General features: G+C 71.3%; 22 protein-coding genes. 17 read left to right on the top strand and 5 right to left on the bottom strand.

What is annotated here, in order from left to right; all coding sequences use genetic code 11:
• Positions 1 to 243 precede the first annotated feature (243 nt).
• Complete coding sequence (locus IO39_RS25875; RefSeq protein ID WP_169789114.1) at positions 244 to 978, top strand: acVLRF1 family peptidyl-tRNA hydrolase; 735 nt, start codon at positions 244 to 246, stop codon at positions 976 to 978.
• Between the two features lie 64 nt (positions 979 to 1,042).
• On the opposite strand, the gene IO39_RS25870 is transcribed toward IO39_RS25875, so the two are convergent.
• Positions 1,043 to 1,909, bottom strand: a complete 867-nt coding sequence (locus IO39_RS25870) for an NAD(P)H-binding protein (protein ID WP_043628093.1) — start codon at positions 1,907 to 1,909, stop codon at positions 1,043 to 1,045.
• 95 nt (positions 1,910 to 2,004) lie between these two features.
• Here IO39_RS25870 and IO39_RS25865 point away from each other — a divergent pair, with 95 nt between their 5' ends.
• The 12 genes from IO39_RS25865 (at position 2,005) to IO39_RS25810 (ending at position 16,984) form a co-directional block, all read left to right on the top strand.
• Positions 2,005 to 2,622, top strand: coding sequence for a TetR/AcrR family transcriptional regulator (locus IO39_RS25865; RefSeq protein ID WP_084773495.1), 618 nt, complete (start codon positions 2,005 to 2,007; stop codon positions 2,620 to 2,622).
• Positions 2,623 to 2,797: 175 nt separating this feature from the next.
• Positions 2,798 to 3,817 (top strand): LacI family DNA-binding transcriptional regulator, encoded by a 1,020-nt coding sequence (locus IO39_RS25860; protein WP_043628091.1) that lies wholly within the window; start codon positions 2,798 to 2,800, stop codon positions 3,815 to 3,817.
• A 227-nt stretch (positions 3,818 to 4,044) separates the two neighbouring features.
• Positions 4,045 to 4,701, top strand: coding sequence for a DUF1961 family protein (locus IO39_RS25855; protein WP_211267163.1), 657 nt, complete (start codon positions 4,045 to 4,047; stop codon positions 4,699 to 4,701).
• Positions 4,702 to 4,824: 123 nt separating this feature from the next.
• Entirely contained in the window at positions 4,825 to 5,454 is a 630-nt protein-coding gene (locus tag IO39_RS25850; protein WP_245642236.1) for a YesL family protein, read from the top strand.
• 32 nt (positions 5,455 to 5,486) lie between these two features.
• Entirely contained in the window at positions 5,487 to 7,010 is a 1,524-nt protein-coding gene (locus tag IO39_RS25845; protein ID WP_245642234.1) for an extracellular solute-binding protein, read from the top strand.
• Positions 7,011 to 7,060: 50 nt separating this feature from the next.
• Positions 7,061 to 8,026 carry an ABC transporter permease gene (locus tag IO39_RS25840; protein WP_043628089.1) on the top strand — a complete coding sequence of 322 codons (966 nt, stop codon included), beginning with the start codon at positions 7,061 to 7,063 and terminating at the stop codon, positions 8,024 to 8,026.
• A 7-nt stretch (positions 8,027 to 8,033) separates the two neighbouring features.
• A complete protein-coding gene (locus tag IO39_RS25835; protein WP_043628087.1) occupies positions 8,034 to 8,909 on the top strand; it encodes a carbohydrate ABC transporter permease in 876 nt (291 codons plus the stop codon).
• 23 nt (positions 8,910 to 8,932) lie between these two features.
• The gene (locus IO39_RS25830; RefSeq protein ID WP_084773492.1) at positions 8,933 to 11,689 is read left to right on the top strand and encodes an exo-rhamnogalacturonan lyase family protein; all 2,757 of its coding nucleotides are present in this window, start codon (positions 8,933 to 8,935) and stop codon (positions 11,687 to 11,689) included.
• A gap of 113 nt (positions 11,690 to 11,802) precedes the next feature.
• On the top strand, positions 11,803 to 13,401 hold the full coding sequence (locus tag IO39_RS25825; RefSeq protein ID WP_043628086.1) for an ABC-F family ATP-binding cassette domain-containing protein: 1,599 nt from the start codon (positions 11,803 to 11,805) through the stop codon (positions 13,399 to 13,401).
• A gap of 113 nt (positions 13,402 to 13,514) precedes the next feature.
• Positions 13,515 to 13,730 carry a helix-turn-helix domain-containing protein gene (locus IO39_RS25820; protein ID WP_020547488.1) on the top strand — a complete coding sequence of 72 codons (216 nt, stop codon included), beginning with the start codon at positions 13,515 to 13,517 and terminating at the stop codon, positions 13,728 to 13,730.
• 178 nt (positions 13,731 to 13,908) lie between these two features.
• The gene (locus tag IO39_RS25815; protein ID WP_043628348.1) at positions 13,909 to 14,670 is read left to right on the top strand and encodes an enoyl-CoA hydratase/isomerase family protein; all 762 of its coding nucleotides are present in this window, start codon (positions 13,909 to 13,911) and stop codon (positions 14,668 to 14,670) included.
• Positions 14,671 to 15,097: 427 nt separating this feature from the next.
• Positions 15,098 to 16,984, top strand: a complete 1,887-nt coding sequence (locus IO39_RS25810; protein ID WP_043628083.1) for an ABC transporter ATP-binding protein — start codon at positions 15,098 to 15,100, stop codon at positions 16,982 to 16,984.
• A 51-nt stretch (positions 16,985 to 17,035) separates the two neighbouring features.
• Here the strand turns inward: IO39_RS25810 and IO39_RS25805 are convergent, their stop codons facing one another.
• The gene (locus IO39_RS25805) at positions 17,036 to 17,920 is read right to left on the bottom strand and encodes a sulfotransferase family protein (protein ID WP_043628081.1); all 885 of its coding nucleotides are present in this window, start codon (positions 17,918 to 17,920) and stop codon (positions 17,036 to 17,038) included.
• A gap of 30 nt (positions 17,921 to 17,950) precedes the next feature.
• Between IO39_RS25805 and IO39_RS25800 the strand changes: the two genes are divergently transcribed.
• The 3 genes from IO39_RS25800 to IO39_RS25790 are packed head-to-tail and all read left to right on the top strand — an operon-like array spanning position 17,951 to position 20,492.
• The gene (locus tag IO39_RS25800) at positions 17,951 to 18,688 is read left to right on the top strand and encodes an SIR2 family NAD-dependent protein deacylase (protein ID WP_245642233.1); all 738 of its coding nucleotides are present in this window, start codon (positions 17,951 to 17,953) and stop codon (positions 18,686 to 18,688) included.
• Positions 18,675 to 19,571, top strand: a complete 897-nt coding sequence (locus IO39_RS25795) for a S66 peptidase family protein (RefSeq protein WP_043628076.1) — start codon at positions 18,675 to 18,677, stop codon at positions 19,569 to 19,571. Before IO39_RS25800 ends, IO39_RS25795 begins: the two co-directional genes overlap by 14 nt.
• Before the next feature lie 33 nt (positions 19,572 to 19,604).
• A complete protein-coding gene (locus IO39_RS25790) occupies positions 19,605 to 20,492 on the top strand; it encodes a hypothetical protein (RefSeq protein ID WP_043628074.1) in 888 nt (295 codons plus the stop codon).
• Positions 20,493 to 20,560: 68 nt separating this feature from the next.
• Here the strand turns inward: IO39_RS25790 and IO39_RS25785 are convergent, their stop codons facing one another.
• Positions 20,561 to 22,864 carry an ATP-binding cassette domain-containing protein gene (locus tag IO39_RS25785; RefSeq protein ID WP_052423370.1) on the bottom strand — a complete coding sequence of 768 codons (2,304 nt, stop codon included), beginning with the start codon at positions 22,862 to 22,864 and terminating at the stop codon, positions 20,561 to 20,563.
• A gap of 190 nt (positions 22,865 to 23,054) precedes the next feature.
• On the opposite strand from IO39_RS25785, the gene IO39_RS25780 reads away from it, so the two are divergent.
• A complete protein-coding gene (locus IO39_RS25780; RefSeq protein WP_043628344.1) occupies positions 23,055 to 24,098 on the top strand; it encodes a glycerophosphodiester phosphodiesterase family protein in 1,044 nt (347 codons plus the stop codon).
• A gap of 76 nt (positions 24,099 to 24,174) precedes the next feature.
• Here the strand turns inward: IO39_RS25780 and IO39_RS25775 are convergent, their stop codons facing one another.
• Together IO39_RS25775 and IO39_RS25770 are read right to left on the bottom strand one after the other, a co-directional pair.
• Positions 24,175 to 25,338 carry a pyridoxal phosphate-dependent aminotransferase gene (locus IO39_RS25775; protein WP_052423369.1) on the bottom strand — a complete coding sequence of 388 codons (1,164 nt, stop codon included), beginning with the start codon at positions 25,336 to 25,338 and terminating at the stop codon, positions 24,175 to 24,177.
• Between the two features lie 59 nt (positions 25,339 to 25,397).
• Positions 25,398 to 26,510: a PP2C family protein-serine/threonine phosphatase gene (locus tag IO39_RS25770; protein ID WP_245642231.1), complete on the bottom strand. Its 1,113-nt coding sequence runs from the start codon at positions 26,508 to 26,510 to the stop codon at positions 25,398 to 25,400.
• Positions 26,511 to 26,890: the final 380 nt, after the last annotated feature.

Genomic DNA, 26,890 nt, shown 5'->3' with positions numbered 1-26,890 from the left:
CCCCCGCCCGGGGCGGTGCCCGCCCCGGGGCGGTGCCCGCCCCGGGGCGGTGCCCGCCCGGGGCGGTGCCCGCGAGGGGCGGTTCCCGCGCGAGGCGGCTCCGAGGGGCGAGGACGCGGGTGTCACGGCGGTCGGGGACGGCCCTGAGGGGCGGGGGCGGGGGCGTGGGTGTCGCGGGTGTCGCGGAGGTCGGGACGGGTGCCCGGGAGGAGGCGGGCGGGCGGTCTCCGCTAGCCTTCGGGCATGAGCGCGCGTCCGGCGAGGGGCGGCGGCCGGTGGGTCACGGTGCCGCCGGAGCGCCTGCATCCGTGGATCGACGGGTTCGCCGCCCGCCACGGGCCCTTCACCCCCTCCGGTGACGAGCGCGTCGTGCGGCTGCCGGCCGCCGACGGCGCGCTGGCCGAGCTGCACGTGCCCTTCCCGCCCATGACGCCGCCGGGCCCGCCCCACGTGACCCGGCTCGTGGCCCACGCGGGAGCCGCGCGGAAGGTGGGGGTGTTCCTCGTACGGCTCGGCGGCCACGCGGCGGGCGTCTTCCACGGCACCGCGCTGGTGGCCTCCAAGGTCGGCTCCCGGCTGGTCCAGGGCCGCACGGCGGCCGGCGGCTGGTCGCAGCAGCGCTTCGCCCGCCGCCGCGGCAAGCAGGCCGCCCAGGCGCTCGACGACGCGGTGGAGACGGCGGTGCGCGTGCTGACGCCGCACCTCGGGGACCTGGACGCGGTGGTGCTCGGCGGCGACCGGCGCGCGATGGACCGCCTGCGGGCCGACCGGCGACTGGCCCCCCTGCTCGCGCTGGAGCGGGAGCCGTTCCTGGTGGTGCCCGATCCGCGGCTGGCGGTGCTGCGTGACACGCCCGCCCTGTTCAGAGCCGTACGCATCCGCGTGACCGACCCGGATCAGTCCTCCTCCTCGGTGACGGCGCAGGAGAAGGGCTCGCGAGGGGTGAAGGGCTCCTCCGAACCGCCGGGGACGCCGTAGGAGGCGGCGGCGTGGCCAGCCCATCCGGGGAGAGATTGCCGTCGGCGGCCCGGTCAGGTGTGACTCATCGGCGGAAGGCGGACGCGTGGTCGGCCAGGAAGGCCGACAGGGGGCGGGGTGGGTGGCCGGTCAGGTCCCGCACCTCCGAGGTGACCTCGGCCCAGCTTCCGTCGCCCATCTCGGCCATCAGCCGGGCCAGGTCCTCGGCCTGCGGCCCGGGCAGGCCCTGCCGTTCCAGGTGGGCGGCCATCTCCGGGACAGGCAGGTCCACGTAGCGGAGCGGGTGGCCGAGGAACGCGCCGACCTCCTCGGCGATCCGCTCGTGCGACAGGGACGCGGGGCCGGTCAGCAGGTGGTCGCGGCCCGGGGCCGCCGCACCGGCCACGTCGGCGGCACCGGTGGCACCGGCGGCACCGGCCCTGCCGGTCAGCAGGGCCGCGGCGGCGTCGGCGATGTCACGGGTGTCGATGTAGTTGACGGGGGCGGAGCCGTACGAGCCGTACATGACGCCGTCGCCGAAGTCGCGCGGCAGGTTCTGCATGAAGCCGCTCGGCTGCAGGATCGACCAGGGCAGGCCCGACGCGCGCAGATGGGCGTCGATGAGGCCGTGCATGCCCATGCCGAGCCGGGCGCCGGGGGCGGCGTGCCGCACCGAGACCGCGACGACCCGGGCGACGCCCGCCCGCGCGGCCAGGTCGATGACCGCGCGCTGGGCATCGACGACCCCGGGCCAGAGCGAGCTGTTGAGGAAGAGCCGGTCGCCGGGGGAGAGCAGGCGGCCGATGCTCTCGGGCTCGTCGAAGTCGGCCAGGGTGTACGGGCATCCGAGGTCGTCGGCGGGGCGGCGGACGACGGCGAGGACGTCGTGCCCGCGCAGCCGCGCCACGAGCGCGCGGCCGATGGCGCCGGTGGCGCCGGTCACCACGATCATGAGCAGCCTCCATAAGTGGAATCTCAGGTTCCGGTTCGCTGGACGGTACACTAAGCGGAATCGCATCGTCCACTTCGGTCCCGAGGGAGTCGCACATGCGCGCGGATGCCAGGCGGAACCTGGGCAAGATCGTCGAAGCGGCCGCCGAGGTCGTGGCGGAGCGCGGCGTCGACGCGCCCATGGAGGCCATCGCCAGGCGCGCCGGCGTCGGCGTCGGCACGCTCTACCGCCGCTTCCCCGACCGCGACGCCCTCATCGCGGCCCTCGGCGACCACTACGTCCACACGATGGCCGACGCGCTGGAGGCCGCCGCCGGCCGCGCTCCCGACGCCTGGGCCGCGATCGGGGACTTCGTCTCCTGGGCCGCCGAGCCCGGCCGCGCGGCGCTGTCCACCGCGCTGGCGGTGCTGCCGGAAGAGGCGCTGGCGGGCCGGGCCGGGTTCGCGCGGGAGCGGGAGCGGTGGGTGACGCGGCTCGCCGAGCTCGTGCGCCGGGCCCAGGCCGAGGGATCGATGCGGCCGGACGTCGGCGTGGCGGACCTCGTCCACCTGCTGAACGTCTTCACCTGCCACCCCCGCCTCCGGTCACGCCGCCTCCGGTCACGCCGCCTCCGGTCACGCCGCCTCCGGTCACGCCGCCTCCGGTCACGCCGCCTCCGGTCACGCCGCCACGCCGCCGCCCGGCTCCGGAGCGTGACCGTTCCGCGTCGTTGAGACGATTCAAAACAATCTTGAATGCGGCTATGATGAGCCGAAGCTCTCGGCGACCGCATCCCGGCGGGCCGCCCGACCTGGCGGGTCCTGCGCTTCCCGGCGCACCGCGTCCGGCGTGACATCCGGAGCGGCGCAGTTCCGCCCCCCTTTCAGCAGCACGGCCTCGTGAGGATCGATGGCGACCAGGAACATCAAGGAGGTCGCGCAGCTGGCGCGCGTCTCAGTGGGCACGGTGAGCAACGTGCTCAACCGCCCCGAGATCGTGGCCCCCGCCACCCGCGAACGCGTCTTCGAAGCGATCAAAAAACTCGGCTTCGTCCGCAACGAGGTGGCCCGCCACCTGCGGGTGGGCCGCAGCAGGACGGTCGGGCTCGTGGTGCTCGACGTGGCCAACCCGTTCTTCGTGGACGTGGCCCAGGGCGCGGAGGCGGTGGCCGACGAGCACGACTCGATGGTGGTGCTCTGCAACAGCGCCGGCGACCCCGGCCGCGAGCGCCGCCACCTCGACCAGCTCGAACAGCAGCGGGTGCTGGGCATCCTGATCACCCCGGTCGAGATGGACAACCCCTGGCTGGAGGGGCTGGTCGCCCGGGGCACCCCCGTGGTGCTGGTCGACAGCCCGGCCACCGGGCTGCAGTGCTCGGTCGCCGTGGACGACCGGCTGGGCGGCCAGATCGCCGGCGCGCACCTCATCGAGCGCGGGCACCGGCGCATCGTCTTCGTCGGCGGCCCGCCGTCGGTCAAACAGGTGGCCGACCGGCACGCCGGCGTGGCCGGGGCGGTCGCCGCCGCGGACGGCGCCGTCGAGCTGCTCACCGTCACCGCGCCCGCGCTCACCGTGGCGGAGGGGCGGGCGATCGGGGAGCGCGTCGCCGCGCTGCCCCCGGAGGAACGGCCGACGGCCGCCTTCTGCGCCAACGACATGATGGCGCTGGGCTTCTTACAGGCGATGGCCTCGCACGGCCTGCGCGTGCCCGAGGACCTGGCCATCATCGGCTACGACGACATCGACTTCGCCGCCGCGGCGGCCGTGCCGCTGTCGTCCGTCCGGCAGCCCAGGGAGCTGCTCGGGCGCACGGCCATCGACCTGCTGCTGGAAGAGGTGTCCGACCCCGAGCAGCATCGGCACCGGCAGGTCATCTTCCAGCCCGACCTGGTGATCCGCGAGTCCAGCGCGCTGCGCCGCGACACCTGACCCGCCTGCCGAAGCCTGCTGTCCCCGCGCCGGTCTCCGGCCGAGGCTTGCGCTTTCGTGCCATTCTCTGGCTGCGGCCTGCGCTTTCGTGCCGTTCCCTGACTTCAGCCTGCGCTTTTCGTGCCGCTTCCTGGCTGGAGCCTGCGTTTTTCGTATCGGCCCGCGCCCTTTCCGGCCGGGTCGCCTTCTGCGCGGTCCACCCCCGAACGCCCCAAGGAGCAGAAATCGTGACCGAGCTCTATCGCAATCCCCTCGCCGGCCCCGGCGACCTGGCCGGATTCCGGATGGAGGGGGACGGGGCGACCTCCTTCCCCCAGGGGAGGCTCCGGCTGGAGAGCCGCCGGCCGGCCTCCGACGGGCAGGCGGCCAACCTGGTGTTGTGGTGTCCCGTGGACCTCCCCGCCGACGTGCGGATCGAATGGGACTTCTGGCCGGTCAGGGAGCCGGGGCTGGCCATCATGTTCTTCCACGCCAGGGGCCGAGACGGGCGGGACCTGTTCGACCCCGGCCTGGCCCCCCGCACCGGCCCCTACGAGCAGTACCACCACGGCGACATCGACGCCTACCACGTGTCCTACTTCCGCCGCATGTGGGCCTCCGAACGGGCCCTGCACACCTGCAACCTGCGCAAGAGCCACGGCTTCCACCTGGTCGCCCAGGGGCCGGACCCGCTGCCGGCCGTGCTGGACGCGCAGGGGCCCTACGCGATGCGGCTGGAGGTCGAGGCGGGCGCGGTGAGCTTCGCAATCAACGATTTGGTCTCGTTCCGCTGGCAGGACGACGGCTCCGTGGGCGGTCCCGCCCTGGCAGGAGGCAAGGTCGGCTTCCGGCAGATGGCGCCGATGATCGGAGAGTACGCAAATCTCCGCGTATCTCGTCATTGACTTTGAGTCGATTCAACACTAATTTCGCAGCAACCGCCGTTCACTCGCTGGTAACTGGGCAGGAACCACGGTGCAACACTCCACCCCCGTTATCCGTGCACATGCCACGAAAGGTGGTGCCGGATGAACCACCCCGCCATGTCCCTCAGGATTCAAGCTGCCTGCTCAGAACTCATCTGGGCGGCTCGCCTGAACCTGATCTGGCTCGTCTTCACCCTCGCAGGAGGCGTGATTCTCGGGCTCGGGCCCGCCACCGTCGCCGCTTACACGCTGGCCCGGCGGCATGCTCGGAATGAATCGTTTCAGGTCTGGCGCGAATTCTGGACCGTCTACCGGCGGGAGTTCGTCCGGGCCTCGTTGCTGGTGCTGCCGATGGCGCTGCTCGCCGTCGCGCTCGTCGGCAACTACCTGTACTTCTCCGTCCTCGGCCCCGGATCGGGCGCGCTGCGGGTCGCGACATTCGCCGCGCTGCTCGTGCTGGCGGCCGTTGGCGCGTACATCGGGCCGTTGTACGCGCACTACGAGCTGCCGCTGTGGGCCTACATCCCGAAGGCGTCGCTGCTCGCGCTGACCCGGCCGGCCTCCACCGTGCTGCTGCTGTTCGCGCTCTGGGCGATCGCCTACGTGACCGCGGCGGTGCCCGTCCTCGCGCCACTGATCAGCGTCGGCGCCTGGATCTATCTCAACACGTGGCTCTGCCTGCGCTTCTTCCAGGAGAACGAGGCGCGCCTGCATTCGAAAGGGAACTCATGAGCGCACCCCGTAACCGCCGGCTCATCACTGGTGTGTTAACGCTAACGACCGCCCTGCTGGCCTCCGCCTGCTCCGGCACCGGTGGCGGCACGTCCGGCCAGGCCGACGACGGCACGATCACCTTCATGACCCAGCTGTTCGGCACGGCGCCCAACCCCCAGGGCGAGCTGCACCAGGCGGTCGAGAAGTTCCTCGGCAAGAAGATCCGGGTCACCTGGGTGCCGAACGCCGACTACCAGGAGAAGGTCAACGTCACGCTGGCCTCCGACAACATCCCCGACGTCATGGTGGTCGACCCCAAGGCCCCCGCGTTCGGCAAGGCCGCGGCGGCCGGGGCGTTCTGGGACCTCACCGAGAAGATCAAGAACTATCCCAACCTGGTCGGCGACCCCAAGATCCTGCTCAACTCCTCGATCAACGGCAAGGTCTACGGCCCGTACCGGGTCCGGCCGCAGCTCCGCTCCGCGGTGATGATCCGCAAGGACTGGCTGGAGAAGGTCGGCCTGGAGGCCCCCAAGACCACCGACGACCTGTACGAGATCGCCAAGGCGTTCACCGAGAAGGACCCGGACGGCAACGGCAAGAAGGACACCTACGGGCTGATCATCCCGAAGTGGCCCGGCGTCAGCTTCGCCGCCTCCAGCCCGTTCAACGCGATCGACGTCTGGTTCGGCGCCCCGAACAACTGGGGCAAGCGCGACGGCAAGATGGTGCCGGAGTTCGACACGCCCGAGTTCTTCGAGGCCAACCGCTTCATGAAGAAGATGATCGACGAGGGCCTGGTCAACCCCGACTGGAACACGCTCGACACCGCCAAGTGGAACGACCCGTTCGTCCAGGGCAAGGGCGGCATCATCATCGACGTCGACGTCCGCACCACCCAGCTGCTCGACCTGCTCAAGGAGCAGGACCCGAAGACCTACGGCGACAAGGTGCTGACGGTCGGCAACCTGGCCCGCCCCGACGGCAAGAAGTTCTCGCTGCCGTTCAGCGGCTACAAGGACATCCTGGCCGTCTCCAAGCAGCGGGTGCGCACCGAGGCCCAGCTCGACGAGCTGCTGAAGACCCTCGACAAGATGGCCAGCAAGGAGGGCCAGATCCTGCTCACCAACGGCATCGAGGGCCGCAACTTCAAGGTCGAGAACGGCCAGGCCGTGCTCATCAACCAGGACGACCCCAAGGTCAAGCAGCTCCAGGACGACGTCGACAAGGCCTTCATCCAGCTCGGCACCCAGGCCAGCACCGGCACCACGGGCATCGCCTACGAGCGGGTGCCGCCGGAGGAGCCGTACCGCAAGGACCTGGCCGAGCGCAAGGAGCGGGTGGCCGAGGACCTCAAGACGGCCGTCTGGGACCCGAGCCTGCCGGTGATCTCGGAGACGGCCGTGGCCAAGGGCGCCACGCTCAACCCGATCGTGACCGACGCGCGGGTGAAGTACCTCGCCGGCCAGATCACCGAGGAGCAGCTCAAGGCGGAGATCAAGCGGTGGTACGACGGCGGCGGCACCCAGATCGCCCAGGAGATCAACGACCTGGTCTCGAAGCTCGGCCAGTGATGTGAGGCGGAGGGGCCCGGGCCGGGCCCCTCCACGAGAAAGGAGGCCGAGTGGCCACCGACCTGGCGTCGCCACCGGTCAGAGCGGCCAAGGCGCCCCGGCGCGAGCCCGGCAGGGCCGCCCGCGCCCTGTGGCGCTATCGCTGGCTGTACCTGATGCTCATCCCCGGGCTGGCGTACTTCCTCGTCTTCAAGTACGTCCCCATGCGCGGCCTGCAGATCGCCTTCCAGGACTTCGTGCCGTTCCTGGGCTACAACGGCAGCGAGTGGGTGGGCTTCAAGCACTTCGTGGACCTGTTCACCGGTCCCGACTTCAACCGCCTGATGTACAACACGCTGTTCCTGGCGCTGCTGAACATCGTCTTCGTCTTCCCCGCGCCGATCATCGTCGCGCTGATGCTGAACGAGCTGCGGATCAACATCGTCAAGCGCTCGGTGCAGTCGCTGATCTACATCCCGCACTTCCTGTCCTGGACGATCGTCGCGTCGCTGACGTACATCCTGTTCTCCGTCGACTACGGCGTGCTGGCCGGCTGGGTGCACGAGTTCCTGGGCGGGACGAAGGTCGACTACGTGGCGCAGCCGGAGTGGTTCCGGCCGATCATCATCCTGCAGACGTTGTGGAAGACCACCGGGTGGACCACGATCATCTACCTCGCGGCGCTGGCCGGGGTCAACCAGGACCTGTACGAGGCGGCCAGGATGGACGGCGCCGGCCGCCTGCGGCAGCTGTGGCACGTCACCCTCCCGGCGATCCGCCCCACGATCGTCGTCATGGCCATCCTCATGTCCGGCAACCTGCTCGACATGAGCTTCGAGCAGATCTGGCTCATGACCAACAACCTGAACCGCAGCACCGCCGACGTCTTCGACACCTTCGTCTACTACGTCGGCATCAACCAGGGCGCGTTCAGTTACGCCACCGCCGTCGGCCTGTTCAAGGGCGTGGCGGGAGTCCTGCTGATCTTCGGCTCGAACTGGCTGGCCAAGCGCCTCGGCCAGAACGGCCTGTTCTAGGAGCGCCATGTCCGTCAACCAATACCGCTCTGTGGGCAGCCGCGTCTTCGACGCGGTCAACATCGCCGTGCTCGTCGGGCTGGGACTGATCACGCTCCTGCCGCTGCTGTACGTGCTGGCCGGGTCGTTCGCCTCGGAGTCGGAGATCGCCTCGCGGACGTTCTTCCTGTGGCCGGAGAAGTTCGTCACCAGCACCTACGAGTACATCTTCGCCACCGACGTGTTCGTCAGGGCGCTGCTCACGACCATCGGGGTGACGCTCGTCGGCACCGTCGTCCAGGTCGCGCTCACCCTCACGATGGCCTACCCGCTGGCCAAGAGGTACCTGCCGGGCCGCACCCTGGCGCTCAACCTGGTGATCTTCACGGTGGTGTTCAGCGGCGGCATCATCCCCACCTACCTCGTGGTGCGGGACCTGGGGCTGCTCAACAGCTACTGGGCGCTGATCCTGCCGCTCGCGATCAACCCGTTCTACCTGATCATCGTCAAGAGCTTCTTCCAGGAGCTGCCCGAGGCGCTGGAGGAGGCGGCGCGCATCGACGGCTGCACGGAGATGGGCGTCTTCTTCAAGATCGTGCTGCCGCTGTCCAAGCCGATCATCGCGACGTTCTCGCTGTTCTACGCCGTGGGCATCTGGAACGACTACATGTCGCCGCTGCTCTACATCGACGACTCCAGCAAGTGGACGCTGCAGGTGCTGGTGCGCCAGCTCACCGGCGCGGACGCGCAGAACGCGCTGTCGGCCCTGGAGACGGTGTTCTTCCCCACCCAGGGGCTGAAGTTCGCCGTCGTGGTCATCGCCACGCTGCCCATCCTCTGCTTCTACCCGTTCCTGCAGAAGCACTTCGTCAAGGGCGTGCTGATCGGATCGGTCAAGGAGTGACCCGCCGACCGAAGGAGCCGGACGTGACCGCGCCGCCCCCGCCGGACCGGCCGGAGGAGCCGGACGTGACCCCGCCAGCCACGCCCGGCTCGACCGCCGCGCCCGGCTCGACCGCCGCGCCCGGCTCGACCGCCGCGCCCGGCTCGACCGCCGTGCCTGACTCGCCGGACCGGCCGGAGGAGCCCGGCGTCACCGAGCTGACCTGGCTGGACCGGCCGGGGGAGCAGGGGGCGACCTGGGGAGTCCCGTGGCCGCGCGGCACGGTGGCGCGCGGCACGCCGTTCGCGCTCACCGACGCCGCCGGCCGGCCGGTGCCGGTGCAGAGCTGGGTCACCGCGACCTGGCCGGACGGCTCGGTCAAGTGGTCGGCCCACGCCATCGGCGCCGGGCCGCCCGCCACGGCGTACCGGCTCCAACCCGGCCGCGAGGCCGCCGTACCCCCCGTGCCCCTCGCGCCCGCCGCCGTCACCGTGGCCCGCCAGGGCGGCGACCTGGTGGTGGACACGGGCGTGGTCACCTGGCGGATCGGCGGCGGCACGGTCGCCCGCTCGATCGCGCGCGGCGGCCGCGAGATCGTCAGGGACGTGCGCCTGGTCAGCCTCCGCCAGCCGGAGCCCACCCCCGACGAGGGCGGGCACCCGGCCCGCGAGCGGCGCGCGGGCGTGGTCGACAGCGTCACGGTCGAGCAGGACGGCCCCGTGCGGGCCGTGGTCAGGCTGGAGGGCCGGCACGGCGACTGGCTGCCGTTCACCGTGCGGCTGTACTTCCACGCCGGCGCCGAGCACGTGCGCCTGCTGCACACCTTCGTCTGGGACGGCGACCCCGGGCGCGACTTCCTGGCCGGGCTGGGCCTGCGCGCCGACGTGGTGATGCGCGACGAGCCGCACGACCGGCACGTCCGCCTGGCCGGGAGCGAGGGCTTCCTCACCGAGGCCGTGCGCGGGCTGACCGGCCTGCGCCTCGACCCCGGCGCGGCCGCGCGCCGCGCCCAGGTCGAGGGCCGCCCGGCGGGCGCGCTCGCCCCCGAGGTCGCCCGCCGCCTGCACCTCGTCCCCACCTGGAACGACTACACGCTCGACCAGGGCTCCGCCGACGGCTACACGCTGCGCAAGCGCACCAAGGAGGGCCACGCCTGGGTGACGATCCCGGCCGGCGCCCGCTCCCAGGGGTACGGCTACGTCGGCGGCGTCAGCGGCGGCCTCGGCTTCGGGCTGCGCGACTTCTGGCGGCTGCACCCCACCCGCCTGGACGTCAGGAACGCCGCCACCGGCCTGGCCACGGCGACCGTCTGGTTGTGGTCGCCGTCCGCGCCCGCCATGGATCTGCGCTTCTACCATGACGGCCTGGGCCAGGACACCTTCGCCGAGCAGCTGGAGGGCCTGGAGATCACCTATGAGGACTACGAGCCGGGGTTCGGCGACCCGCGCGGCATCGCCCGTACGCACGAGCTGAGCCTGCGCGTGCACGACGCCACGCCCGCCGCGCACGAGCTGGCCGCGCACGCCGCCGCCATGAACGAGCCGGGGCTGCTGGTCGCGAGCCCGGAGCGGGTGCGCGCGGCCGGCGTGTTCGGCGTCTGGGGCCTGCCCGACCGCTCCACGCCCGCGCGCGCCGAGATCGAGGAGCGGCTGGACTTCCTGTTCGACCTGTACGTCCGCGAGCGCGAGCAGCGCCGCTGGTACGGCTTCTGGGACTACGGCGACGTCATGCACACCTACGACGCCGACCGCCACACCTGGCGCTACGACGTCGGCGGCTACGCCTGGGACAACTCGGAGCTGTCGCCCGACCTGTGGTTGTGGCTGCAGTTCCTGCGCACGGGCCGGGCCGACGTCTTCCGCTTCGCCGAGGCCATGACCCGCCACACCGGCGAGGTGGACGTCTATCACCTGGGCCCGTGGAAGGGGCTGGGCAGCCGGCACAACGTGCAGCACTGGGGCTGCAGCTGCAAGCAGCTGCGCATCTCCAACGCCGCCTACCGGCGCTTCTACTACTACCTGACCGCCGACGAGCGCACCGGCGACCTGATGGACGAGCTCAGCGTCCCCGAGGAGACGTTCCTGGCCGTCGATCCGCTGCGCAAGGTGCGCGAGGACGTCTACACGCCCGACCCGTCGGCGCTGTCGGTCGGGCTCGGCACCGACTGGGGCTCGCTCGCGGCGGCCTGGCTGACCAGATGGGAGCGGCACGGGGACGAGCGGGCCAGGGACCGGCTGCTGGGCACGATGGCCGGCATCGCCGCCCTGCCGCGCCGCTTCCTGACCGGGGAGGCGCGGCTGGACCTGGAGTCGGGCCGCTTCGACACCTCCCGCGACCAGATCTCGATCTCGCACCTGTCGTCGTTGTTCGGCCTGCCGGAGATCTGCGCCGAGCTGATCGCGCTGGATCTGGGCGTGCCCGGGTTCGAGGCGGCGTGGCTGGAGTACTGCCGGCTCTACCTGGCCCCGCCGGAGCGGCAGGAGGCGGAGGTGGGGCGGCGGCTGAGCGGGATCTCGCTGATCCAGGCGCACAGCCGGCTCACGGCGTACGCGGCGGCGCGCACCGGCGACGCCGGCCTGGCCGCGTGGGCGTGGCGCAAGTTCCGCCTGGGCGAGGGCGACCAGCTCAACCGCAACCCGCTGCTGGAGCGCGAGGTCTGGGAGACGTCACTGGTGGAGGGGCCGCGGGTGCCGCATCCGGTGCGCGAGGCGGTGTTCGTCACCACCAACGACGCCGCGCAGTACGGCCTGGCCGCCATTCACAATCTGGCGCTGATCGGGGAGCACCTGGAGGATCGATAACGAGAGGTGACGCCCCTGCCGGGGCCCTTACACTGATCGGTATGCATACTCCCGATTGACCGGCGTCGCACGCCCCAATCCTCGTTTCCTAGCTCGGGAGTGTTCCGGTCACCATGATCATTGCCAATGATATCGAGCTGCGCGCGGGCGCGCGTCTGCTCATCGAGAAAGCCTCCTTCCGGGTCAACCCGGGCGACAAGATCGGGCTCGTCGGCCGCAACGGCGCGGGGAAGACGACGCTGACGAAGGTGCTGGCGGGGGAGGGGCTGCCCGCCGCGGGCACCGTCACCACCACCGGCAGCGTCGGCTACCTGCCCCAGGACCCGCGCACCGGCGACCTGCAGGTGCTGGCCCGCGACCGCATCCTGTCCGCCCGCGGCCTCGACGAGGTCATCCGCCAGCTGCGCGAGGCCGAGCTCGGCATGAGCTCCGCCGACGACCGCACCCGGGAGAAGGCCGTCAGGCGTTACGGCCGGCTCGAAGATCAGATGCATGTCCTGGGCGGTTATGCCGCGGAGTCGGAGGCTGCCTCCATCGCCTCCAGCCTCGGCCTGCCCGACCGCGTGCTCGGCCAGCCGCTGCAAACGCTTTCCGGCGGTCAGCGCAGGCGGGTGGAATTGGCGCGAATTCTTTTCAGCGGGGCTGAAACTCTCCTTCTCGACGAGCCCACAAACCACCTGGACGCCGACTCAATCGGCTGGCTTCGCGATTTTTTGCGCAGTCATCAAGGTGGCTTGGTGATCATCAGCCACGACGTCGGGCTTCTTGAAGCCACGGTCAACAAGGTCCTGCACCTCGACGCCAACCGCTCGACGATCGACCACTACAACGTGGGCTGGAAGGCCTACCTGGCCCAGCGCGAGACCGACGAGAAGCGCAGGAAGCGCGAGCGGGCCAACGCCGAGAAGCAGGCCGGCGCGCTGCTGGCGCAGGCCGACAAGATGCGCGCCAAGGCCACCAAGGCCAAGGCGGCCCAGGACATGATGCGGCGCGCGCACCGGCTGCTGTCGGGCACCGAGGAGGAGCGCCAGAGCGACAAGGTGGCGCGGCTGCGCTTCCCCGATCCGCAGCCCTGCGGCCGCACGCCGCTCACGGCCGAGGGGTTGTCGAAGTCCTACGGCTCGCTGGAGGTCTTCACCGACGTCAACGTCGCCATCGACCGAGGTCACAGGGTCGTCATCCTCGGGCTCAACGGCGCCGGCAAGACCACGCTGCTGCGCCTGCTCGGCGGGATCGAGACGCCCGACACCGGCGAGATCAAGCCCGGCCACGGGCTCAAGATCGGTTACTACGCCCAGGAGCACGAGACGCTCGACGCCGACCGTACGCTTCTGGAGAACATGCGCTCGGCGGGCGGCGAGTTCACCGACACCGAGTTGCGCAAGGTGCTCGGCTCGTTCCTGTTCACCGGCGACGACGTCGACAAGCCCGCCGGAGTGCTGTCGGGCGGCGAGAAGACCCGGCTGGCGCTGGCGATGCTGGTGTTGTCGAGCGCCAATGTCCTGCTTCTCGACGAGCCCACGAACAACCTCGATCCGGTCAGCCGCGAGCAGGTTCTCAACGCTCTGAGGTCGTATTCAGGAGCAATCGTCCTAGTCACACATGACGAGGGTGCCGTTGACGCCCTGTCACCGGATAGGGTGATCTTGCTACCGGACGGAACTGAAGACGCATGGAGCGACGAATTTTCCGATCTTGTGGCACTTGCCTGATCTTAATTTGAGTGGGTACGGATCTTTTCCCGTGGAGTAGGTAGCCGATCCCGCTGAAATGACTGATCATGGCGGAGTAACGCTGCGGAAGTCCGGCACTACAGGAGGTACTCGTGGCCGAGACACTGAAGAAGGGCACCCGGGTCACCGGGGCCGACCGGGAAAAACTGGCCGGCGATCTCAAGAAGCGCTACGCCGCGGGCGAAAGCATCCGCGCGCTCGCCGCTTCTACCGGTCGGTCTTACGGGTTCATCCACCGCATCCTGAGCGAGTCCGGTGTGACTCTGCGCGGGCGCGGCGGGGCGACCCGAGGCAAGTCCAAGCGCTGACGGCCGCCTCGGAACGTGCGACCGCAGCCGCCCGTCCCTAGTCAGCCGCCGTCGCGCCCGGGCCAGAACGATATTCTGTAGGCTCGGGCGCGACGGTCAGCATTCCGGATGACGGGAGTGGGCGATGGCGGAAGCGCAGGCGCGACAGCACGGGGGGAACGCGGGCGACGACCCTGCCATGGCAGAGGGCGGAGTTCGCTTCGAGGTGGACGGTGAGATAGCGACGATCACGCTCGACCGGCCGGAAAAGCGCAACGCACAGACGTTCGCGACCTGGTCGGCGCTGGCTCGCATCGGCGAGACCCTGCCAGAGCGGGTGCGCGTCGTCGTCGTGAAAGGTGAGGGACCGTCCTTCTCGGCAGGCATCGACCTGCGAATGTTCACAGCCGAAGGGGTGCCCGGACAGGGCTCGTTCGGTTCGGCGGCCAAGAGCGACGGCGCGAGTTTCGAGCAGAGCATCAGGCGGGCCCAGGCGGGCTTCCTGTGGCTGCGCCGCCCGGAGATCGTATCCATCGCCGCGGTGCAGGGGCACGCGATCGGCGCGGGGTTCCAGCTCGCGCTCGCCTGCGACCTGCGGATCGTGGCCGACGACGTTTCGTTCTGCATGAAAGAGCCCGCACTGGGCCTGGTGCCCGACCTGACGGGGACCAAGCCCCTGGTCGAGCTGGTGGGTCTGGCCAAGGCGATCGACATCTGCCTGACCGCCAGGACCGTGCACGCCGACGAGGCCATGCGCATCGGCCTCGCCGAGAGAGTGGTCGCCGGGGGCGACCTGGAGCAAGCGACACGAGAAAAGGTCGAGCAGCTGCTGTCCACCAACCGGGACGCGGCGGCGGCGACCAAGCGGCTCCTCCAGGGCGCGCAGGGCCGCACCCTGGAGGAGCAGAGCAGGGCCGAGGGGATCGAGCAGGCGGCGCGGATCAAGGCGCTCTTCGGCTGATTGAATGCTCAACACCCTTCCGGCTGACGTGCGCCGGTGGTGAGCGCCTTCCGCCCGCCGCCGCGCCCTGACGGGCCATGCCGCCCGTATCGGGGTGATGGGACCGGATATGTCGGGTGACCGCCCGGCGGCCCTCAGCGGCCGCCTCAGAGCGCGCCCGGAGCACATCCGGCGCGGGCCACGCGGCGCAGTTCGGGCCCGGGGCACGCGCCACGCGGCGCAGCTCGGGCCGGGGGCCACGCGCCACGCGGCGCAGTTCGGGCCGGGGGCCACGCGGCGCAGTTCGGGCCGGGGGACGCGCGCCACGCGGCCAACCGGCGCGGGTGACGCGGCGCCGCTCCGGACGGGGGAGTTTCGCGGTGAGCGGAGCCGGGAATCCCGTGCGCCCCGGCGGCGCTGTCCTCGCGGAGAAGAAGGGATTGCCCGGATGTCGATGATGGGTGGCGGCTTCGGCCCAGGCATGATGATGTCGCTGCGGCGCGACGGCTCGGTCACCAAGCAGCGGCTGCGCCCCGGCACCGTGCGGCGCATCGCCGGCTACGCCCGCCCGCACGTGCGGCACATCACGGCGTTCCTGCTGCTCGTCGTGGCCGGCGCGGTGATCGTGGTGGCCAACCCGCTGCTGATGAAGGCGATCATCGACGACGGCATCCTGCCCGGCCGCACCGGCGTGGTGGTCTGGCTGGCCGTCGCGATCGCCGCGCTCGCGCTGGTCGACGCCGGGCTGACGCTGGCGCAGCGGTGGTTCTCCGCGCGCATCGGCGAGGGGCTGATCTACGACCTGCGCACCGAGGTGTTCGACCACGTGCAGCGCATGCCGGTCGCGTTCTTCATGCGCGCGCAGACCGGCGCGCTGGTCAGCAGGCTCAACACCGACGTGATCGGCGCCCAGCGCGCGCTGACCAGCACCCTGTCCTCGGTCGTCTCCAACGTGGTCAGCCTGGTCCTGGTGCTGGCCGCGATGCTGGCGCTGTCGTGGCAGGTCACGCTGGTCGCGCTGGTGCTGCTGCCGATCTTCATCGTGCCCGCGAAATACGTCGGCCGCCGCATGTCGGTCCTGACCCGCGAGCAGATGGAGCTCGACGCCGAGATGAGCTCGGTCACCACCGAGCGCTTCAACGTGGCCGGCGCCATGGTCGCCAAGCTCTACGGCCGGCCCGAGGACGACGCCGAGGTGTTCGGCGCGCGGGCGGCCAGGGTGCGCGACGTGGGCGTGACCGTGGCGATGTACGGCACCGTGTTCCGGGTCGCGCTCGGCCTGATCGCGGCGCTGGCCACCGCCCTCGTCTACGGCATCGGCGGCGTCCTGGCCGTCTCCGGCGCCTTCGAGCTCGGCACGCTGGTGGCCCTGGCCGCCCTCCTGATGCGCCTGTACGGCCCCCTCACCTCCCTGTCCAACGTGCACGTGGACGTGATGACCGCGCTGGTCAGCTTCGACCGGGTCTTCGAGATCCTCGACCTCAAGCCCATGGTGGCGGAGAAGCCCGGCGCCGTGCCGGTGCCCGGGGGGCCGGTGACGATCGAGTTCGACGACGTCGGCTTCCGCTACCCGTCGGCCGAGGAGGTCTCGCTGGCCTCGCTGGAGTCCGTGGCCAGACAGGACAGCGGCCCCTCCTACCCGGTGCTCAAGGGCGTGTCGTTCACCGCCGCCCCGGGGCAGCTCATCGCGCTCGTCGGGCCCAGCGGGGCGGGCAAGACCACGATCACCTCGCTGGTGTCCCGGCTCTACGACGTCAACGCGGGCGCGGTGCGGATCAACGGGCTCGACGTGCGCGACGCCACGCTCGACTCGCTGCGCGAGACGGTCGGCGTGGTCATGCAGGACGCCCACCTCTTCCACGACACGATCGGGGCCAACCTGCGCTACGCCAGGCCGGGCGCGAGCGAGGAGGAGATCTGGGCGGCCCTGCGCGCGGCCCAGATCGGTGAGCTGGTCGAGAGCCTGCCCGACGGGCTCGACACCGTGGTCGGCGACCGCGGCTACCGGCTGTCCGGAGGCGAGAAGCAGCGGCTGGCGCTGGCCAGGCTGCTGCTCAAGGCGCCGCGCGTGGTCGTGCTCGACGAGGCCACCGCCCACCTCGACTCCGAGTCCGAGGCGGCCGTGCAGGTGGCGCTGAAGACGGCGCTGGAGGGGCGCACCTCGCTGGTCATCGCGCACCGGCTGTCCACGATCAGGGAGGCCGACGAGATCCTGGTCGTGCAGGACGGGCGCGTGGCCGAGCGCGGCGGGCACGAGGAGCTGCTGGCGCGCGGCGGGCTCTACGCCGAGCTCTACCGCACCCAGTTCAGCTCGACCGGCAGCCCGCCCCCGTGACCCGCCCCCGGTTCGGCTCGACCGGCAGCCCGCCCCCGTGAGGGCCGCTGTTCAGGCGGGCTCGTAGCCCAGCCGCCTGAGCTCCTCCCTGGCGACCTTCCGCACCAGCTCCAGGTCGTCGCGGCGCAGCCGGGTGCGCCAGGCGCCCACCTTGGGCACCGCGGTGTCGTACAGGACGACCTTCGGCACCCGCGTCTGCAGGAACTCCGAGAGCGTGGCCACCGACTGCGGCGGCCGGTTCACCAGGTCCTCGTAGCGCAGCGTCAGCAGCCGGCCCTCGGGCAGCGTGCGGCGCAGCTCGGCGCTCAGCCGCACGGCGCTGCGCCAGCGCAGCGCGCTCTTGCCCGCCGCCGGCATGCTCTTCCAGCGCTCCAGGTGCTCGTCCTTGTTGACGCCGAGGAACGGGTTGGGAAACTCGGTTCGCTCCGACAACATCGACGGCTTGAACCAGGCCAGGCAGTCCGGATCGCCCAGCATGCCGGCCACCGCGTCCCTGCCGTCGCGGATGAGCTGGACGAAACGCGCGTCGGGGAAGGCGCGCAGCAGCACGGGCGCGCTGTAGATCAGGTCGGGGCTGCCGTCGCCGAAGCGGGTGACGTCGTCCGCCGCCACGCAGGGGCCCGCCCCGGTGACGCCGCCCGCCGCCCGGCACGGCTCGGCGCACTCGGCACAGGAGCGGGGGCGGACCTGCCACGACTCCGCCAGCGCGTCACGCATCACCCGCACGGCGCCGGAGGTGCGGGTGAGGGACGGCTTGCGGGCGAAGGCGTACACCACGTGCGCCACGCTCGCGCGGCCCATCGTCACGTGGAAGCCCGGCGCGCGTTTCAGGGCGCGGGCGAGCAGGTCCACGCCGGAATGCGGAGCTCCGAGCAGGAAGACCGGCCGGCGGACCTTGATGCCGTTGACCACGAGGATGTGGGGCGGAAGTCGCATACGACAGGTAAGTGTGACACCGTTTCTTCCGTGAACGAGCCAACCTCGGTATCGGTGCTGACCGGAGCGGGCATCTCCACCGATTCCGGCATCCCCGACTACCGGGGCCCGCAGGGCGTCTGGACGAAAGACCCCGAGGCGGCGGCGAACGCCACGATCGACCGCTACCTGGCCGACCCCGCGGTCAGGCGCACGTTGTGGCAGGCCAGGCTGGTGCACCCGATCTGGGACGCCCGCCCCAACGCCGCCCACCGCGCGCTGGTCGACCTGGAGCGCGCCGGGCTGCTGCGCGCGCTGATCACGCAGAACATCGACGAGCTGCACCAGCGCGCCGGCTCCGCGCCGGAGAAGGTCATCGAGCTGCACGGCACCCTGCACCGCGCCGAGTGCCTGTCGTGCGACCTGATCACGCCCATGAGCGAGGTGCTCGCCCGCGTGTCGGCGGGCGAGCAGGACCCGCCCTGCCCGCGCTGCGGCGGCATCCAGAAGTCCAACACGATCGCGTTCGGGCAGCTGCTCAAGCCCGAGGTGCTGAGCGCGGCGCTGGACGCGGCCCGCTCGTGCGACCTGTTCGTGGCGGTGGGCACCTCGCTGACCGTGCACCCGGCGGCCGGGCTGTGCGGCGAGGCGCTCGACGCCGGGGCGGGGCTGGTGATCGTGAACGCCGAGCCCACCCCCTATGATCCGTTCGCCGACCTGGTGATCAACGAGCCGATCGGCCAGGCACTGCCCGCGCTCGTCAAGGAGCTGATCGATGCAGCACGATGACACCGTCGCCGTCGTCTCCCCCTCGGGGCCGGCCTCGCCCGCCCTGCTCAAGCGGGGCGTCGAACGCCTGGAGGGGCTGGGGCTGAAGGTGGTGACCGGCCCGCACGCGCTCGACCGGCAGGGGCTCGAATACCTGGCCGGTTCCGACGCCGACAGGGCCGCCGACCTCCAGGCTGCCTGGTGCGACCCGGCCGTGTCCGCGGTGTTCTGCAGCAGGGGCGGCTACGGCGCCGCCCGCCTGCTCGACCTGCTCGACTGGGACGCCATGCGGCAGGCCGGGCCCAAGGTGCTGCTCGGGTCGAGCGACATCACGGCGCTGCACAACGCGTTCGCCGCCGAGCTGGGCGTGCCCACGCTGCACGGGCCGATGATCGCCTGCGACGTGATCGCCGGCGACGAGGCGGGGCCCGAGCCGCGCACGTGGGAGAGCCTGCGGGCGGCCCTGTTCGGCACGGCCGAGACGGTCACGGGCGACCGGGTGCTGGCTCCCGGCCGGGCCGAGGGGGTGGTGCGCGGCGGGAACCTGTCGCTGCTCGCCTCGATGTGCGGAACCCGGTGGCAGCCGTCGTTCGCGGACGGGATCGTGTTCCTGGAGGATGTGGGCGAGGAGCCGTACCGGATCGACCGCATGCTCACCCAGTTGCTGCAGGCGGGGGCCTTCGACGGGGTGCGGGGGATCGCGCTGGGGTCGTGGGTGGGGTGCGGTGACCCGTACCCGGTCCTGGAGGATCGGCTGAAGCCGCTCGGGGTGCCGATCGTGGCCGGGCTGCCGGTCGGGCACGGCTCCCCGCAGCACAGCATCTGGCTGGGCGCACTTGGTGTTATCGATACCGAATCGTGCTCCCTGGCTGGCTCGATCCGGAATGAGGAGCAGGCAAGGTAGGAGGGACGAATCCGACAGAAGGGGACACGGCGCGTGAACTTGTTCAGGCGTGACCGGGAGCCCACGCGTCGGCCGGTCGAGGACGTCGATCTCGACTCGTTGCTCGCGCTCGTCGCGGAGTCCCACGGATACTCCTTCGAGTTCGCCCCTGACGGCTCCGCCGTGACGCTGCGCGCCGCGGGCGCGCCGGAGCGGGCCGCCGAGCTGCTCGTCCGGCTCACCGGCCTGCGGCGCGAGGCCGGGCGCCGGGCCAGGGAAGACTGGCCCATGCTGGTCTCCGAGCACCTCGCGCACGCCGTGGCCACCGCCGGCGACCGGCTCGACGTGTGCGAGCTGGAGCAGGCGCGGCCCCTGATGCGCACCCGCGTGGAGTCCGTGGACGAGGTGCCCGACCTGACCCGCGTCGTCGGCCGCCACCTCAACGCCGACCTGGTCGAGCTGCTCACCGTCGGCACGCGCCCGGTGCGCCCCGAGGAGTCCGGCTGCTGGCCCGTGCCCACCGCGCAGGCCCTCGACCTGGCCGTGGCCAACGTGCGCCGGCAGGAGCGGCTCAGGGTGGAGGGCATCGAGCTGTCCGGCACCCCGGTCATCCGGCTCACCGCGGGCAGCCCGTCGGCCGCCACGCATCTGCGGTGGCTGGGGGAATACCTCGCGGTGCCGGCGGACGGGGTGCTCGTGGTGCTGCCCGACCCGTACACGCTGCTCGTGCATCCGGTGGACGGGATCGGGGTGGTGCGGGCCATCGAGCGGCTGCGGGTGCACGCGGCGCGCACCGACGGGCTCAGCCCGCAGGTCTACTGGTGGCACGCGGGCCGGCTGACGCTCATCAGGGCCGACATCGTCACCCAGCACGGGCAGACCAGGCTCGTCGTGGCGCCGCCGCCCGAGTTCGCCCGCGTCCTGGCCCGCCTGGCCGTCTGACTCCGGCGCCCATCTGATGGAGGTCCCGGGGAGGGGCGGGCGCCGTGCGGCCTGCCCCTCCCGGAGGGTCAGGGGCGGTTGACGTAGTCGCGCAGGTGGATGGCCGTCAGCGAGTCGCCGGTGGCCACCAGCTCGCCCGGGGTGCCCGAGAAGACGACCTGACCGCCGTCGTGGCCCGCGCCGGGCCCCAGGTCGATGATCCAGTCGGCGTGCGCCATCACGGCCTGGTGGTGCTCGATCACGATGACCGTGTTGCCGTCGTCCACCAGGCGGTCGAGCAGGGAGAGCAACTGGTCCACGTCCGCCAGGTGCAGGCCCGTGGTGGGCTCGTCCAGCACGTACGTGGTGCCGCTCTTGGCCATGTTGATGGCCAGCTTGAGCCGCTGCCGCTCGCCGCCCGACAGCGTGGTGAGCGGCTGGCCCAGCCCCAGGTAGCCGAGGCCGACCGAGACCAGCCGGTCGAGGATCGTGCCGGCCTGCCCGGTCGGGAAGAAGTCCCTGGCCTCGGAGATCGGCATGTCCAGCACCTCGCTGATGTTCTTGCCGCGCAGCCGGTACGTCAGCACCTCGGGCGTGAACCGCTTGCCCTCGCACTGCTCGCACACCGAGGCCACCCCGGCCATCATGGCCAGGTCGGTGTAGATCAGCCCGATGCCCTTGCAGGCCGGGCAGGCGCCCTCGGAGTTGGCGCTGAACAGGCCCGGCTTGACCCCGTTGGCCTTGGCGAAGGCCGCGCGGATCGGGTCGAGCACCCCGGTGTAGGTGGCCGGGTTGCTCCTGCGCGAGCCGCGGATCGGCGACTGGTCGGCCACCACCACGCCCTCCCGGCCCGCGACGTGGCCGTGGATCAGCGAGCTCTTGCCCGACCCCGCCACGCCGGTCACCACGGTCAGCACGCCGAGCGGGATGTCCACGCTGACGTCGCGCAGGTTGTGCAGGGTGGCGTTCCTGATCGGGAGCCGCCCGGTGGGCTCGCGGACCTCCTCGCGCAGCCGGACGCGGTGGTCGAGGTAGCGGCCGGTCAGCGTGCCGGAGCGGCGCAGCCCCGACAGCGCGCCCTCGTAGCAGATCTGGCCGCCGGCCGTGCCCGCGCCGGGGCCGAGGTCCACCACGTGATCGGCGATGGCGATCGTCTCCGGCTTGTGCTCGACCACGAGCACCGTGTTGCCCTTGTCGCACAGGGCCAGCAGCAGGCGGTTCATGCGCTGGATGTCGTGCGGGTGCAGCCCGGCCGTGGGCTCGTCGAAGACGTACGTCACGTCGGTCAGGCTGGAGTTGAGGTGGCGCACCATCTTCACCCGCTGCGCCTCGCCGCCCGACAGGGTCGAGGACTCGCGGTCCAGGCTGAGGTAGCCCAGGCCGATCTCGACCAGCGAGTCCAGCGTCGAGCGCAGCCCGTCCAGCACGGGGCCGACCGAGGGGTTGTCGATGCCGCGGACGAAGTCGGCCAGGTCGTCGATCTGCATGGCCGAGCAGTCGGCGATGCTCATGCCCTGGATCTTGGCCGCGCGGGCGGCCTCGTTCAGCCGGGAGCCGCCGCAGGCCGGGCAGTCGGCGAGCCTGATCGCCCGGTCGGCGAACGCGCGCGCCGCGGGCTGCATCGCCTCGCGGTCCTTGCCCAGGTAGCTGCGCCTGACCTTGAGGGCCAGGCCCTCGTAGGTGAAGTTGCCGGTGCCGTACTTGATCTTGGTGACGGGCTTGTGGAGCAGGTCGTGCCACTGCTGCTCGGTGAAGTCCTTCAGCTTGACGTCGGGGTCGAACAGGCCGGAGCCGACCACGATCTGCCAGGGCCAGCTGTCCACCGCGTACCCGGGGGCCTTGATCGCCCCCTCCTTCAGCGACAGCTCCCTGTCGACCAGCGCGTCGATGTCGATCTCCGACGTCTTGCCGAGCCCCTCGCACTCGGGGCACATGCCCTCGGCCATGTTGAAGCTGAAGGCCGAGGCCGAGCCGACGCGCGGCTCGGCGATCCGGCTGAAGACGATGCGCAGCATGGTGTGCGCGTCGGTGGCGGTGCCCACCGTGGAGCGGGCGTTGGCGCTCATCCGCTCCTGGTCCACGATGATCGCCGCGCTCAGGTTGTGCAGCGCGTCGACGTCGGGGCGGGCCAGGCTCGGCATGAACGTCTGGATGAAGGCCGTGTACGTCTCGTCGATCAGCCGCCGCGACTCGGCGGCGATCGTGTCGAAGACGAGCGAGGACTTGCCGGAGCCGGACACTCCGGTGAAGACGGTGAGACGCCGCTTGGGGATGTCCAGGGAGACGCCCTTGAGGTTGTTCTCCCTGGCGCCACGGACCTGGATGTGGCCGTGGCTGTCGGCAGCGCTGTGATCGCGAGTCTGGACGGTGCTGGCCTGGTGGCTGGGGAGCACGGAACCCTTCCATCGTCGGATGATTGTTTATGGTGTAAGGAGATTGGCCGGGACAGCATACCTCCCCTGGGGCGGCCACGCGCCGCCCGCCAGGTTTCGCCCGCCGCTCACCTGACGGACTCCCTCCTGTGGCCCGGGTGCACGATCTTCTTTCCCGGAAGACCAGCACCTCTCGGGGATGGATGACGACATGAGAAGATGGCCCGCGATCCTGGCAGCGGCGGCTCTGGCGCTCGCGGCCCTGCCGGGCGCCGCCGCCGCCGAGGGCCGCCGCGACTTCGACCTCCAGGCGCACCGGGGCGGGCTCGGGCTCGTGGTGGAGAGCTCGCTGCCGGCCTTCGCCAACGCGCTGGAGCTCGGGGTCGCCACCCTGGAGCTGGACGTGCAGATCACCGAGGACGGGCAGGCGGTGGTGACCCACGACCGCAGGATCAGCGACCGGAAGTGCCGCGACACCGCGCCCGCCGTCCCGGGCGACCCCGAGTTCCCCTACGTCGGCAAGTACGTCAACACGCTCACCCTCCGGCAGGTCAGGACCATGGACTGCGGGTCGCGGACGCTGCCGGAGTTCCCCGGCCAGCGGGCCGTGCCGGGGGCGCCGATGGCCACGCTGCGGGAGGTGTTCGACCTCGTGCGCCGCTACCGGGCGCACCGGGTCATGCTCAACGTGGAGACCAAGGTGGAGGCCGGGGCGCCCGGCGAGACCGCGCCCAGGGAGCAGTTCGTGCGGGTGACGCTGCGCGAGATCCGCCGGGCCGGGCTGCTGCGGCAGGTGAGCATCCAGAGCTTCGACTGGGGCGCGCTCATGCGGATGCGCGAGCTGGAGCCGCGCCTGCCGCTCGTCGCGCTCACCAACCGCGACTTCCTGCAGACCGGGCAGCCGGGCGCCTCGCCGTGGCTGGGCGGCCTCGACATCGACGACTTCGGCGGCGACCCGCTCACGGCGGTCGCGTCGTTCGGCGCGCGGGCGTTCTCCCCGGTGCACGGCTTCCCGCAGAACGGCAAGGTGACCGACCCGGGCTACCAGCCGTACGTCACCAGGGACATGGTGGCGCGCGCCCACGCTCTGGGGCTCAAGGTGATCCCGTGGACCGTGGACGACGAGCCCACCATGCGCAAGCTCATGGACGACGGCGTGGACGGCCTCATCACCGACTACCCGGACCGGCTGCGGCAGGTCATGGCCGAGCGCGGGCTCAAGCTGCCCAGGCCCTACCGCCCGCGCGGCGCGTAGGGTACGGCCGGCCGAGACCGGCCCGAGACCGGCGTGGTCGTCGCCGGCGTGACGGCCTGAGTCCGGCCCGCCGGTCTCAGGCCGGCAGCGGGTTGGCGTGGCGGTGGTGCAGGCCGATGACGGGGATCTCGTGCAGGCTCCCGGAGTACAGGAACTGCGTCATGCCGATGAGCAGGCGGCGCACGTCCTCCTGGGGGCGCACGACCAGGCGCAGGAACCGGCTGGTCGTGCCGAGCTTGTTGCCGCACTCGCGGACGTACACGCCGTGCTCGGTGAGCAGGTGGTCGCGCAGCGGCACCCCGTCGTGGCCGGGCGGCAGCTTCACCAGCAGGAAGTTGCCCTGCGAGGCGAAGACCGACAGCCCCGGCATCGTGCTGAGCTGCTGGAACACCGCCCTCCTGTCGCCGGCCAGCCGCTTGAGGCTGTCGCGGTACTCGGGCATGAACTGCCGCATCATGAACACCACGACCTCGGCGAAGGAGTTGAGGTTCCACTTCGGCAGCGCGTCGCGCACCCGGCCGGCCAGCGCCGGGTTGGCCACCAGGTAGCCGAAGCGGATGCCGTGCAGGCCGAAGTTCTTGCCCAGGCTGCGCAGCACGATCACGTTCGGCCGCACGGCGGCCTCCGCCGCCACCCCCGGGTACGGCTCGGCGTCCACGAAGTCGCCGAACGACTCGTCCACGATCACCAGGTCGAGGTCGATGAGCTGGTCGAGCAGGCGCAGCACCTCGTGCCTGGGCAGGTAGCCGCCGTCGGGGTTGTTCGGGTTGCAGATCACCGCCACCCGCGAGCCACGCATGCGGACGAACGAGACGTAGTCGTTCACGTCGAGCGCGAAGTTGCGGCTCTCCTGCAGCGGGTACATGTCCACCCGCTTGCCCGTCTCCAGCGGCTGGTCGGTCCAGCGGCCGAAGGTGGGGATCGGCACGGCCAGGCTCTCGCGCACCAGCAGGTGGTCGATCCACGTGATCAGCTCGGTGGAGCCGTTGCCCATCGCGACCGTCTTGGGGTGCAGCCCGAAGGTGGCGCAGAGCTCCTCGGTGATCGTGCCCGCGTCGCTGGGATAGAACTTGAGTATCGCCTCCAGGTTCCTCCCGAGGTGCTCGAAGACCTCCGGGGTGGGGAAATACGGGTTGCACGGGATGCAGAAGTCCACCGGGGCGCGCTCTCCCGTCGAGCCGCGCAGGAGTGAGAAGTACGACGGGCTGTGCGCCTGTGCCCGCAAGAGGCTGAGCTCCACGACACCTCCATGGACCACGTGTCCGATGTGTGGAGGTACGCGCGGATGTTCGCAGTGGTTCATGACGGCGCGCGGCCGGCGGGATCGGTCCTGCGGAGGGTGAGGATGGCGACGTCGTCGCGCGGGGCGGCGCGGGTGAAGCGGCGCAGGTCGGCGTCGAGCGTACGGGCCAGGTCGGCGGGCGGCTCGGGCGCCCAGGCGCGCAGCCGCCTCTCCAGCGGGTAGAAGGCGCCCCGGGGGTCGCGGGCCTCGGTCACCCCGTCGGTGCACAGCAGCAGCGTCGCGCCGGGCGGGAAGACGAACCTGGCGCCCCGGCGCGGCGCCGGCGTCAGCTCGGCCAGGCCCAGGGGCACGGCGGGCTCGCCGAGGTCCGCCTGGCGCGCGTCGCCGCCGTCGATGACGTACGGGGCGATGTGGCCGCAGTTGATCGCCTCGACCACCGGCTCGCTGCCGATGTCGAGCACGAGCGCGGTGACCAGCCGCTCGGGCTCGCCGGTCTGGGCGGCGAAGAAGTTCTGCCGGACCACGGAGTTCTCCAGGGCGGCCACCACGCCGGTGAGCGTCCTCTCCCGGTAGGCCGCCTCCCTGAACGAGCCCAGCACGGCCAGCGCCGTGCCGATCGCGGGCAGCCCCTTGCCCTGCACGTCGGCGATCAGCACCCGGGTGCCGTGCCGGGAGGCGGCCACCTCGTACATGTCGCCGCCGACCATCGCGTCCTCCTCCACCGGCTGGTAGAGGCCGTCCACGAGCACGTCTGCGGTGCGCAGCGGCAGCGGGCGCACGATGAGCCGCTGCAGGGCGGCCGCCGCCGAGCGCAGCCGGCGCACCTCCTGGTCGCGCCGGATGCGGTAGCGGCACCACAACACGCTCACCGTGCCGAACAGCGCCGTGAAGCCGGTCGCGAGCAGCACGTCGTCGGTCGCCCCGCCGAGGTAGACGCCGGTGCTCACCTCGACCAGCACCACCCACACCGAGGCGACGGCCGTCTGCCACACCGCGCCGACGCCGGAGATGATGGCCGGCAGGAAGATCAGCAGCGGGAACAGCCGCACCGCCGTGCCCGTGGTCACGTCCAGCGCGATGACGGCCGCGCTGATGAGGACGAGCCCCGCCAGGAACAGCGGTGTGCTCAGGCGCGACCGTTCGCCGTGCCGCCGCCCGTCATCCGTCACTGCTCCCCCTTCGCCCCCATGTCACCTTCTATCAGGCCGTTTCTCCGTTCCGGCCCGCTGGCGCGCGGCCTTGACCGCACCTTGCCCCGGCAGGCGAATGGGAAGAGGGCGCGGGCGTATTAGCGCGATTATCCGCGGCAGCCGCGCGGCGCCTTTTGAATGGCACGGAATCGGCGCTCGCCGGGTCGGGTGAATTGATAATCGCAGGCGTTTCTCCGGCCGACGCTGACCCTCTGTGCTGCGAGGATAGGCCCTCCGGCTACGCAAAGTAAACAGTCCTGCCCCATATGGCGGGTTTTGCTGGCGTTGACGGTCAATTTTCCGCGAAGGGGGAGAGTGCCGGTCGCCGCTTCTCATTTTCTTCTAATCCGAGAACGCAT

Origin of the sequence: Nonomuraea candida, assembly GCF_000725485.1 — a bacterium.
GTDB lineage: Bacteria > Actinomycetota > Actinomycetes > Streptosporangiales > Streptosporangiaceae > Nonomuraea > Nonomuraea candida.
This window is presented reverse-complemented; position numbering and strand designations above follow the sequence as displayed.